This window comes from Hymenobacter sp. UYAg731, from assembly GCF_054061335.1.
Genome location: NZ_JBSSEC010000002.1, coordinates 543,727 through 556,933, shown reverse-complemented (window position 1 = coordinate 556,933; position 13,207 = coordinate 543,727). Strand labels below are relative to the sequence as shown.

At 60.8% G+C, this 13,207-nt stretch carries 4 protein-coding genes; all 4 read left to right on the top strand.

The features are described 5' to 3' along the window. Nucleotides 1–280 precede the first annotated feature (280 nt). The 4 genes from ACVWYF_RS06760 (at nucleotide 281) to sov (ending at nucleotide 13,157) form a co-directional block, all read left to right on the top strand. Nucleotides 281–2,305 (top strand): LysM peptidoglycan-binding domain-containing protein, encoded by a 2,025-nt coding sequence (locus ACVWYF_RS06760; RefSeq protein WP_457065931.1) that lies wholly within the window; start codon nucleotides 281–283, stop codon nucleotides 2,303–2,305. A gap of 119 nt (nucleotides 2,306–2,424) precedes the next feature. Further along, entirely contained in the window at nucleotides 2,425–4,695 is a 2,271-nt protein-coding gene (locus ACVWYF_RS06755; protein WP_457066509.1) for an NADP-dependent malic enzyme, read from the top strand. A 195-nt stretch (nucleotides 4,696–4,890) separates the two neighbouring features. Then, complete coding sequence (ruvA, locus tag ACVWYF_RS06750) at nucleotides 4,891–5,496, top strand: Holliday junction branch migration protein RuvA (protein WP_457065929.1); 606 nt, start codon at nucleotides 4,891–4,893, stop codon at nucleotides 5,494–5,496. Nucleotides 5,497–5,657: 161 nt separating this feature from the next. Beyond that, a complete protein-coding gene (gene sov, locus ACVWYF_RS06745; RefSeq protein ID WP_457065927.1) occupies nucleotides 5,658–13,157 on the top strand; it encodes a T9SS outer membrane translocon Sov/SprA in 7,500 nt (2,499 codons plus the stop codon). Nucleotides 13,158–13,207: the final 50 nt, after the last annotated feature.

Here is a 13,207-nt window from a genome sequence, read left to right as displayed (position 1 = left end):
ATCAACAAAAATGCCTCGGTCCAATGGCCGGGGCATTTTTGTTGATGAACCATCCGGAATGCAGTTTGCTGCGTATCAGAACTTTTTTACTGGTATCTCTACAAGTTCTTTACCTGTGTCCTATCTTAGTGCTATGAAGCAAGGGTTTAAGCACGCGAAAATCTCCCGTCCCCGCCCTTTGTGGCTGGGGCTGGCGCTGCCTTTCCTGTTGTTACAGGGTACTGTTGGAAAGGCCCAGCAAATGCCGCAACGTGACTCGACGGGCCGAGTAATTGCCACCATGCCAGCGCTATTGGGCGATACCGTGCGGGTGCGGCTGGAGCTACAGCCCGACTCGCTGGTGGCCGTACCGGTGCCGTCCATCGACTCGGCCCGGCTGGAGTGGCTGCGCACCCCGCCCACCATGCGCGACTTGGTGGGCGACCGTGTGGGCTGCATCGAAACCGACGCGCCGCACCAGTTCAACAACGCGGTGATGGCCTACGTCACCCTGTTCACGGCCCGCAACCGCAGTTACATGCAGCGCGTGCTGGAGCGCGAAAACCTCTACTTCCCGATTTTCGAGAAATACCTGACGCAGTATAACCTGCCCCTCGACCTGAAATACCTGGCCGTGGTGGAATCGGCCTTGATTCCTACGGCCAAGTCGCCGGTGGGGGCTACCGGCCTGTGGCAGTTTATGGGACCCACGGCCGGCGACCTGCGCCTGAAGCGCGACGAGTGGATTGACGAGCGCATGGCTCCCGAAAAAGCCACCGAAGCCGCCTGTAAGCATCTGCGCTACCTCTATGGCGTATTTCACGACTGGGAACTGGTGCTGGCGGCGTATAACTGGGGCGCGGGCAGCGTGCAGCGCGTGATGCGCCGCACCGGCAAAAAAACGTTCTGGGACCTGTACCCATACATGCCGGCCGAGACGCGCAACTACGTGCCCACGTTCACGGCCATCATGTACAGCATGAAGTACGCTGAGGCCCACGGGCTGCGCACCTCCACGCTGCGTTATCAGTACGCAGAGCCTATGGACACGCTCAGCCTGCGCGGCCGGGCCTTCGACCTGCGCCGCCTGAGCCAAGCCTGCGGCTATGATGATTCATTGTACCTCACGCGCTTCAATCCGGAGCTGCGGCGGGCGGCGCTGCCAGCCGGCTACCGGCCCTACGTAGTGCGATTTCCGGCGGCGGCGGCGGTGCATTTTGGCGAGGCTGACCGCAATACGCTGCTTGACTACTGTCAGCCGGCTACTGAATTGCCCCGGCCGCTGGCCTTCCTGCCGCCCCACCTCGACGGCGTGGAGCCGTGGGTGAACCGCTCGCTGATGGCCGCCACCACCGGCCCGCGGGCTGATGCTGCTGAAGTCGCTCCTCGCTTCCGGCGCGTTGCGCACAAGGTGAAGCGCGGCGAAACCCTGGCCAGTCTGGCTGAGCGGTTTGAGGTGAGCCAGAGCCAGCTGCGGCGGTGGAATGAGCTGCCAAAGGGCCGTCCGCTGAAGCCGGGCCGTGAGCTGTTGGTGTTCGTGCCAATGCCGGCGGCTCCCACCAAGTCAGTAGAATCTATAGCGGCAACTGTGCCCGTACCCACGCTGGCTCCCGCCGCCCGTGTGCGCCCAACAGTTTCGGACGAAGAAGCGGCGGCGCGCCGGGAGCAGGCCGATGCTAATGCCCGCGAAGTAGCGCGGCTGCAAGACGTAATTCGGCAGGAGAAAATGCAGGACGTGCGCCTGGCTGCCATCCGGCAGCGGCAGGCGGTGCAGCAGGCGGCCGCCGAGGCGCAGGCTCGCATCGCGGCCCGCCGCCTGGCGCAGACGCAAGCTGCCGAAACCAAGCGCACTGAAGCCAAAGTTGCTGTTGCAGCAGTAGCGCCGGAAGCTGACGAAACCGACGAGCCCACCCCGGTGGCCGTGGCCGAAACCGGCCCTTATACCGTGCGCAAAGGGGATAACCTCACCAAGCTGGCCCGTGAGCACAATGTGACGGTGACTCAGCTAACGAATTGGAATAAAATGAGTTCGGAGACGGTTGTGGCGGGCCAGCGGCTGGTGTTCCGGGCTCCGGCCAACGTGGAGGAAGTACGCGAAATGCCACACAAATCGGCTAAGCCAGCTGCATCGGTGGTGGCTACCACGAAGCAATCCAAGCTGGAAAATCGGCTGGAAACGCCCAAAGTCCATCTGGTGCAGCCGGGCGACACGTTGTTTAATATTTCGCGCCGCTTTGGGGTGAGCGTTCAAGTGTTGCGCGAGATGAACCACCTGGCTTCTGATGAGGTGAAGCTGGGCCAGAAGCTGCTGGTGCCGCAGGGATAAAGCGTCGCCTCGGGCATTAAATTAAAAAGTAAACCCGGCCTTGCCGCGCTTTTCGCGCTAATTTCGCCTTAGACGGCCGCGCTGCCCGCGCGGCCGTTTTCATGTTTGAAGAATTCCCGATGCTGAAAATAAACAAGCAAGACGCCCTCAACTACCACTCGCAGGAACCCGCCGGCAAGCTCGAAGTGGTGCCCACCAAACCCATGAGCACCCAGCTCGACCTCGCGCTGGCCTATTCGCCCGGCGTGGCTGAGCCCTGCAAAGCCATCGCCGAAAACCCCGACGACGTGTACAAATACACCGCCAAGGGCAACCTGGTAGCCGTGATTTCGAATGGCACGGCGGTGCTGGGCCTGGGCAACATTGGCCCAGCGGCCAGCAAGCCGGTGATGGAAGGCAAGGGCGTGCTGTTCAAGAAGTTTGCGGGTATTGACTGCTTCGATATTGAGATTGATGCCACCGACCCCGACGAGTTTATTCGCATCGTGAAGGCGCTGGAGCCCACGTTTGGCGGCATCAACCTGGAGGATATTAAAGCCCCGGAATGCTTCCGCATCGAAACCGAACTGCGGGAGAAGATGAACATCCCGCTGATGCACGACGACCAGCACGGCACGGCCATCATCACCTCAGCGGCGCTTCTGAACGCGCTCGAAATAGTGGGCAAGAAGATTGGCGAGGTGAAGCTCGTGGTGAGTGGCGCGGGCGCGGCGGCCGTGTCGTGCCTACGCCTGTACCTGGCGCTGGGCCTGAATAAGGACAACGTGGTGGTATTCGACAAAGACGGCGTCATCAATGCCCAGCGCACCAATCTGGACCCCATCCAGATGCAGTTTGCCACCAGCCGCGCCGTGACCACGCTGGAGGAAGCCATGACCGGAGCCGACGTGTTCCTGGGCCTTTCGGCGGCCAACGTGCTGCCCGCCGGCCTGCTGTTGCTCATGGCCGATGACCCCATCGTGTTTGCCCTGGCCAACCCCGACCCCGAGGTGAGCTACCAGCTGGCCATGGCCACCCGCGACGACATCGTAATGGCTACCGGCCGCTCCGACCATCCCAACCAAGTGAACAACGTGCTGGGCTTCCCCTACATTTTCCGGGGTGCGCTGGACGTGCGCGCTACCGAAATCAACGAGGTCATGAAGCTGGCCGCCGTGCGTGCCCTGGCCGAGTTGAGCAAAGAGCCCGTGCCCGAAATTGTGAACAAAGCCTACGGCGACAACACGCTGGGCTTTGGACGCACCTACCTGATTCCCAAGCCACTGGACCCGCGCCTGATTACCAGCATCAGCCCGGCGGTGGCGAAAGCGGCGATGGAAAGCGGCGTGGCCCGCCTGCCCATTGAGGACTGGCACGCTTACGAGGACCAGCTTCGCGCCCGCCTCGGCGTGAACCAGAAGCTGATGAACCGCATCACCTCGGCGGCCCGCGCCAACCCCAAGCGCGTGGTATTTGCCGAAGCTGACAACTACAAAATCCTGAAAGCGGCGCAGATTCTGCTTGATGAGGGCATTTGCATGCCCGTTCTGCTAGGGCCGCAGGAAAAGATTGAAGCCATTGCCCGCGAAAGCAGCCTCGACCTCGAAGGTTGTGAAATCATCAACATTCTGAAGCAGGATGCCAAGCGCGACGAGTATGCCAAGCTGCTGTATGAGAAGCGCCAGCGCCGGGGCATGACGCTTTACGAAGGCCGCCGCCTGATGCGCGAGCGCAACTACTACGCCGCCATGATGGTAGAAACCGGCGAGGCCGACGCCTGCATCACCGGCCTCACCAAGGACTACGGCAAGAGCATTATTCCCTCGCTGCAAGTCATCGGCACCGAGGACGGCGTGAAGCGCGTATCGTCGATGTACATCATTCAGCACAAGAAAGGGCCGTACTTCTTTGCCGATACTACGGTGAATATCAACCCCACGGCGGAGGAAATGGTCGAGATTATCGGCCTCACGGCCCGCGCCGTGCGCTTCTTCGACGCGGTGCCGCGCGTGGCCGTTATCAGCTACTCCAACTTTGGCTCGAACGCCGGGCCGCTGCCCGAAAAAACCCGCCGTGCCACCGAGCTGGCCAAGGCCCGCTTCCCAGACCTGCTGATTGATGGCGAGATGCAGGCCAACGTGGCCCTGAGCCCCGCCCTGCTCCAAGAACATTACGGCTTCTCACCCTTGGCCGAAAAAGGTGCTAACACGCTGATTTTCCCCAATGTGGAGTCGGGCAATATTGCCTACAAAGTGTTGCAGGAAATCAGCGGCACGGAGGTAATCGGGCCGGTGCTGATGGGCATGCGCAAGCCGGTGCATATTCTGCAGCTCGGGGCCAGCGTGCGCGACATCGTGAACATGGCCGCCATCGCGGTGGTGGATGCCCAGATGGGCGGCAAGGGGGTGTAGATAGAAAGATAGCGGCATTTCATAACGTCCTGCGGGCTTTGGCCTGCGGGACGTTCTTTTTTTAACCGCCTCATATCTTCTTCATTTCAACCACTTTTTTTGGCCGAAAAGCCAGTAAATTTGGGAGATAAAAACCGGAAACCGGTGTTGCCACAGTAGCACTATCATCCTCTCTTTTCTTCCTTTCGCCGGCTTATGATTGCCTACCTCGACGGTAAACTCGCTTACAAAGACGCCACCCTTGCCATTGTCGACATTCTCGGCATTGGATACGAAGTCCGGGTTTCGCTGGCCACCTACTCCAAGCTTCCAGCTGAGGGCGCGGCCACCAAAATCTACACCTACCAGCACATTAAGGAAGACGGGCAGACGCTCTACGGCTTCCTCGACCCCAACGAAAAGGCGCTGTTCATGCTCCTGATTTCGGTGTCGGGCATCGGGCCGGGCACGGGCATCGTGATGGTGAGCAGCATGAGCGTAGGCGAAATTCGCGAAGCCATCGTGAGCGGTAACGTGCGCGCCATTCAGAGCATCAAGGGCGTGGGGCCGAAAACGGCCCAGCGCGTTATTCTGGAGCTGCAGGACAAGCTCCGCAAGGACGAACTGCTGGCCAAAGCCGGCGTGGACACCGTGCCGCTGGCCCGCCAGCACAATACGCGCCGCGCCGAAGCGTTGCAGGCCCTGGTAACCCTGGGCTTTGCGCGGGCCGCCGCCGAGAAACAGCTGGACCAGATTCAGCACAAACACGGCGGGGAGCTAAGCGTGGAGGAATTGATTAAATTTGCTTTGAAGTCGCACTGAGTCGTGACGCGGGTTTTTAGCCCGCGTCGTTGCGCGGGTTGCCTCAGCTGGCTTGCTATTGTATCTAAAATGCCGTGCCGGACGCGGGCCAATTGGCCCGCGCCATTATCCACCTATCCCGCTTGAAATCCGGACAGAAATTACTCCCCGCGTCGGTTGTTATGGTTGCGTCGTTGCTGGCGTGGTGGGCCCAGGCCGCACCCATCGCCGGGCTGCGAACGGCCAACGCATGGCTGCGCGCCAGCCGGGCCCTGGCTGCCGATACGCCCCGGCCCGTTGGGGCGGTGGCGGACACCACGGGGCCGTACAAGCCGAGCAAGCGCCCCCGGGTGCGGGCACACGACCGGCCGGGCAGTCCTTTCGGGCCGCACCGCCGCGAGTCGCCGCTGGTGCTGCCCTTGCCAAAGAGCGTAAAACTGAGCGTCGCGGTTGACGACAGCCTGAAACAGTTTGACGTGAAGGAGACGGTTGGCAAAGAAGTTGACTACCGCGACCCCAGCGTGCTGACCTATAAGCAGTACGAGGAATTCCAACGGCGTCAGGCCGTGAGCGACTATTACCGGCAGAAAGCCAAGGGCGGCATTACCGGCCCAGCGGCGGCGGCCGGAACGGCCCAGGCCCAGCGCCTGATTCCCAAAATTTACCTCGGGCCGATTGCCAACCGCATTTTTGGGGGTAACTACGTGGATATCCGGCCGGCGGGCTCGGTTACGCTCAAGTTTGGGGCGCGCTTTAATAAGAACGAAAACCCGGCTCTGACGCTGCGCCAGCAGAGCGTGGGCGACTTTTTGTTCGAGCAGAACATCAACGTCAACCTGTCGGGGGCCATTGGCACCAAGCTCAAGCTGGTGTTCAACTACGACACCAAGGCCGCGTTCGACTTCGACAATCAGATGAAGTTCGATTACGCGGGCGAGGAAACGGACATCATCCGCAAGGTCGATTTGGGCAACGTGAGCCTGCCGCTCACCAACTCGCTGGTGCAGGGCGGGCAAAACCTGTTCGGCATCAAGACCCAACTGCAGTTTGGCAAGCTGGGCGTGACGGCCGTGGCCGCCACCGTGCGCGGCACCGCCGACGAGGTCCGCATCCAGAACGGGGCGCAGAGCCGGCAGTACGAAATCAAGGCCAGCCAGTACGAGAAGGACCGGCACTTTTTCCTGTCCCAGTTCTTCCGCGACCGGTACGACCTGGCCCTGCGCAGCCTGCCCACCATCCAGAGCCAGATTACTATCAACCGGCTGGAGGTGTACGTGACCAACGACAACCGCACCACCGAAAACCTACGCAACGTGGTGACCCTGATGGACCTGGGCGAGCCATTTCGTATTTACCAGTACGATAAGTACCACATCGGCAGCCCCAGCATCCTGGCTCCGGCCACCAATGCTGCCAACAGCGAGTATGCCAAGCTGACTGGGCCCGGGGCTACGCGTGATAACATTGCGGTCGATGACTTTTTGCAAAATCCGGCCGGCCAGGGCCTTACTAAGAACGTGGACTTTGAGCGCGTGCGGGCCCGCAAGCTCGATACCCGGGAGTTCACCTACAATGCTCAACTGGGCTACCTGAGCCTGAATACCGCCCTGCTGCCCGACCAGGTGCTGGGCGTGAGTTTTGAGTACATCTACAACGGCAATACTTACAAGGTGGGCGAGCTGTCGGGCGATTACAACAACGTGACGCCCGACCAGGTCATCTTCCTTAAGATGTTGAAGGCCAGCAATCCCGGCGTGGGCATTGCCGACCCTACAAAGAACCCGAACAACCTCAACCTGCTCACGCTGAACACGCCGACCTGGGATTTGATGATGAAAAACATCTATCCCCTGAACGCCTCACAGCTGCAGCGCGATAATTTCCAGCTGCAAATCATCTATAAGGACGACGCGACGGGCGTAGACTTGATTTCGCTAAAGGAAGGCGCTCAAGTGGCCAACCGACCGCTGGTGGAGGTGCTTAACCTCGACCACGTTAACTCCAACAACGACAAGATTCCGGACGGCAACTTTGACTACTTCCCGGGCATTACGATTGACCCCGAACTAGGCAAAATTATTTTTCCGAACGTGCAGCCGTTCGGCTCTTTCCTGCAAAGCAAGTTTACGGGTGAGCAGCCACTGATTGACAAGTACGTTTATAACGAGCTGTACAACCAAACCCAGAGCGACGCCCAGCAGCGGCAGGAAAAGGACAAGTTTTTCCTGCGCGGGCGCTTCCAGGGCGGGGCGGCTTCGGACGAGATTAACCTGCCCGGCATTGGCATTGCGCAGGGTTCGGTGCGGGTACGCTCGGGCTCGACGCTGCTCACGGAGGGCACCGACTACCAGGTGTTCTACGACCAGGCCAAGGTGAAAATCCTGAATCCGGCCTACCTCAACTCGGCCAACGAGCTGCGGGTGGAGTTCGAGAAAAATGCCCTGGTGCAGGTGCAGCCCCGCAAGCTGCTGGGCGTGCGCCTGGATTATCGCCTGAACAAGGACGTGACCATCGGCGGTACGGCCTTGCACCTGCTGGAAAACCAAGCCCCCGGCATCAACCGCGTGAACATCGGCGATGAGCCGGGCAACAACACCATCATCGGCCTAGATGGCAGCATCCGGAAAGACAGCCGGGTGCTGACCAAGTACCTCGACATGCTGCCCTTTGTGTCGACGAAGGAGATTTCGACCATTGCCTTCAGCGGCGAGTTTGCCAAGCTGCTGCCGGGCCGCTCGCAGCTGGGCAACGGCGAGAATGGCGTGTCGTACATCGACGACTTTGAGAATGCCCGCACGCCTTATACGCTGGGCGGGCTGGCGTCCATTCCGGCGTGGCGGCTGGCTTCTACGCCATTGCCCATCAAGAACAGCACGGTGGGTGGGCTGCCCTACAACTACCAGCGCGCCAAGCTGGCCTGGTACACCGTGGACCAGAGCTACTACACCGGCGGGCCAAATGTGCCGGGCAGCATTGGGGCCGCTGACCTGCTGAACCACTACACCCGCGGCATCAAGCGCGACGAGGTGTTCCCGAACAAGGACCTGGGCTCGACCGGCAACGGCTTCGAGTACAGCTTCGACCTGGCCTATTTCCCCGGCGAGCGCGGGCCGTATAACTACAACCCGACTGTTAGCTCCGATGGGAAACTGCTGAACCCTGGGCCCGATAGTAAGCGGATTAACCAGGGCAATTTCGCTGGCATCAGCCGGGCCATCACCTTCGATACTGATTTTGACAACGCCAACATCGAGTATCTGGAGTTCTGGATGATGGACCCGTTCCTAAAAGCTACGAACCCGAATGCTGATGCCAAACGGGTGAACATCACCGACCAGGACGGTAACGACAACGCCAACGTGACCGGCGGTGACTTCGTCATCAACCTGGGCAACGTGAGCGAGGACGTGCTGAAGGACGGCAACCAGCACGAGTTTGAGAACGGCTTGCCCGTGCCGGGCACCGACAGCACCGGCCAGACCCGCCGCACGGTGTGGGGCAACGTCACGCGCCAGCAGTTTCTCACCGATGCCTTCAACGCTGCCCCGGGTGCCCGCACGGCCCAGGACGTGGGCCTCGACGGCCTGAGCGACGACAACGAGAAGAATTACTTCAGCAACTACCCCTCCACACTGGGCACCGTGGCCCCTTTGTATGGTACGTTGCCCGACCCCTCGGGCGACGACTTCCGCCACCACCTCGACCCGAGCTACGACCAAGGCAACACCAAAATCCTGGGCCGCTACAAGAACTACGACGGCTACGACGGCAACTCGCCCGAAAACAGCCAGCTCAGCTCCACCGCCTTCCCGGACAAGGAAGACCTGAACCGCGACAACGTGGTGCAGGACGTGGAGCGCTACTACGAGTACAAGATGTCGCTGAAGCCCGGCAACCTCAACGTGGGCTCGAACTACATCATCGACAACGTGAAGAACAACGTGAACGGTGAGGAAGTGAACTGGTACCTGTTCCGCATTCCGATTCGGGAAGGCTACAAGGTGCAGGGCAACGGCAACAAGGATTTCGGCTTCAAGTCCATCCGCTTTCTGCGCATGTACATGACCAACTGGCAGGACCCCGTGGTGCTGCGCCTGGTACAGCCCCAGTTTGTAGCCAACCAGTGGCGCCGCTTCCTGTACCCCATCGTGGACACGCATTCGGGCAATATTCCGCCTCAGAACACCCTCACTGATGCTGACGCTTTCAACATCTCGACGGTGAGCATTGAAGAAAACGGCATTGCCGTGGGCAACGGAATTCCCTACGTGTCGCCGCCCGGCATTCTGCGCGATAAGGAGTACGGCAGCAGCAGCACCTCGCGCCTGCAAAACGAGCAGAGCCTGCGCCTAGCCGTGGTGAACCTGCGCGACGGCTTTGCCAAGGCGGCCTACAAGAACATCACCATCAACATGCTGCGTTACAAGCGCCTGCGCATGTACCTGCACGGCGACAGCGACGACCCCACCACACTCAGCGGCGACGTGCAGGCCTTCCTGCGCATCGGCACCGACTACAGTCAGAACTATTACCAGTACTCGCTGCCGCTGAAGCTGACCGCCGTGGGCGACCAGACCGCCGACGGCGTGTGGCCCGTGGAGAACCGCATCGACGTATCGTTTCAGGACTTCATCGATGCCAAGTCGGAGCGCAACCTGCGCAGCCCTCTCAACCTGCAGATACCCTACACCAAAACGCTGCCCAACGGCGCTACCATCACGGTGCTCGGCAACCCCGACTTTTCGGCGGTGCAGGGCGTGATGCTGGGCATTCTGAATCCCACCGACCCCAGCACGGCCGAGAAAACCGTGAACCTGTGGGCCGATGAGTTCCGGGTGTTTGACTTTGAGCAGCAGGCCGGCTACGCCGCCACCGCCCGTCTCAACGTGAAGCTGGCCGACGTGGCCAACGTGACGGCCACGGGCAGCTTCACCAGCGTGGGCTTCGGCGGCTTGCAGGATAAGGTGCAGCAACGTTCCGTCGACGACGTGTTCCGGGGCGACCTGAATACCACCGTGGCGGTGGAGAAATTTCTGCCCCCGCAGCTGAACCTGCGCCTGCCGGTGCTGCTCCAGATTGGCCGCGAAAGCCGCTCGCCCCTCTACGACCCGCTCGACCCCGACACCAAGCTGGAGCAAAGCCTGCAGAAATTCAAAAACGCCGACAACACCATCAACACGGCCGCCCAGGCCGCATACCGCAATAAGGTCATTGACCAGACCACCAGCCGCAGCATCTCGGTGCTGAACGTGCGCAAGGAACGCGCCCTGCCCAAGCCTGGGGCCCTGCCCGCCAAGCCCAAGCCCTGGGACATCGAGAACGTGGCCCTGAGCTACTCGATTACCGACCGCCTGCACTCCGACATTCGCACCGACCGCGACTACACCAAGGCCTACACCGCCGCCGTGGCCTACGTGTACCAGACCACGCCCAAGAACTACACGCCGCTGGCCAATTTCAAGGCGCTGGACAACCCGTACCTGAAAATTTTCCAGCAAATCAACTTCACCCCGCTGCCCTCGCGCTTCTCGTTCCGCACCGACCTCGACCGGCGCTACAACGAGCGGTTCCTGCAGCGCGTGCTGAACCCCGGCGAAGTGCCCACCACCGACGGCATAGCACCCGTGGTGCAAAAGTCTTTCTTCATCAGCCGCATCTACGACCTGAAGTGGGACCTGACCAAGAGCCTGATTTTCGACTACACCGCCACCAACCGGGGGGTGATTGACGAAGGCCCCGGCCGTACCATTGGCGTGAGCGACGCCGCTATCCGCAACCGCAGCCAGCTGCAGCAAAACCTGCTGCGCGGCGGCCGTACTGTCAATTTTAACCAGACTGCCGCGCTCACCTACCGGCTGCCGCTCGATAAATTCCCGCTCACCGACTGGCTGAGCGCCGACACCCGCTATGCCGCCACCTACAGCTGGCAGGCGGCCTCGCAGGGCCAGCGCGCCCTCGTGAACCCCACCAGCACCGACCCCACCGATACCCTTACGGCCGCCATCAACGTGGGCAACACGATTCAGAACAACGCCGAAATCAGCGCCAACGGCAAAATCGACCTGGTGAAGCTCTACAACAAGGTCAAGTTCCTGAACATCATCAATAACGCGCCGCCGCCCCAGCCCCGGCCCGCCTCCCTGCGGCCCCGCCTCGGCGATGCCAGCGCGCCGGCCCGCCCCGCCCCGGTGGCCGCCGATACCACCCGCGAAAAGCTGCGCTTCGTGAAAGCCGTGCTGCGCTCGCTGATGACGGCCCGCTCCATCAACTTCACCTTCACCCGCTCCAATGGCACGCTGCTGCCTGGCTACCTGCCCAAGACCAAGGCCTTTGGTCTCGATGAAACGTTCACGGCTCCTGGCCTGCCCTTCATTCTGGGGGAGCAGCCCGGCCTGCAAACCCTTTACGACCGTGCCAGCATCAACCACTGGTACACCGAAAACAGTGAGTTTCTGAATACGCCGCTGAGCTCGCTGCTGACGCAGTCCTTCACCCTGCGCACGGCGCTGGAACCGTTCCGCGACTTCAATATTCAGGTAGATGCCCGCCAGCAGAAGGTGCAGAACCTCGATGCTTACTACCGCCGCACCATCGACCAGGAAACGCTGAAGCCGGTGACTGGCGTGCCCATTGTGCCCCAGACGCTGGGCTCGGGCTCGTTCCAGACCTCGACCATCACCATCAACACCCTGTTCGGCGACCTCGGAGCCAATGGCGAAACGTCGAAGGCCTTCCAGCGCTTCGTCGATAACCGCCTCATTGTGCGCAATAAGCTGGCCCTAGCCAACCAAAGCCCCAAAGGCACCTACGGCTACAACTCGCAGGATGTGCTGGTGCAGAGCTTCATCGACGCCTACCACGGCCGCTCGTCGGACGGCTACCAGGCCAAGGAGTTCAGCCCTTTCGCCATGATACCGCTGCCCAACTGGCGCGTTGACTACAACGGCTTCGCCCAGCTGCCGCTTATCAAGCAGTATTTCAGCTCGTTCACCCTGAACCACGCGTACTCGTCCATCTACAGCATCGGCAGCTACACCACCAATAACATCTACTCCGCTGAGCCCAGCTTCGGCACGCCGGGCAGCCCGCTGCCTAATCCCTTCCAGGAGAATGCCAGCCACCAGTACCAGCCTTACTACGTGGTGGGCCAGGTGAGCATCGTGGAAACGCTGGCTCCGCTCATCGGCGTCAACTTCCAGACCGTGAGCAAGGTAACCGGCCGAATCGAGTACCGCACCAACCGCACCGTGGCCCTGAACATTACCAACGCCCAGGTTACCGAGCTGTCGACCAAGGAGTTTGTGATTGGCTTCGGCTACGCCACCAACAGCCTCAAGCTGCCCTTCAAAGTAGGCGGCGAGCAGCGCGTGCTGAAAAACAACCTCACTGCCCGCCTCGACCTGAGCATCCGCGACAACATCACCATCCAGCGCAGCATTCTCGACTCGGCCGACCCCGGCAACGCACAGGGCATCAAGGAGTTCGTGGGCCGCCCCCAGGGCCAGATTACCAACGGCTCGAAAACTTTCCAGCTGCGCCCCACCATCGACTACCTGCTCAACTCCCGCCTCAACCTCCAGTTTTACTACAGCCAGACCATCACCACGCCGCGCATTAGCAACGCCTTCCGCAACTCCAACACCGAAGGTGGCATCCAGCTGCGCTATAGCCTGACGCAGTGATAGTTAAAAATTAGAAATGAAGGGTTAAGAGTTGGAAGATGTAACGTTAG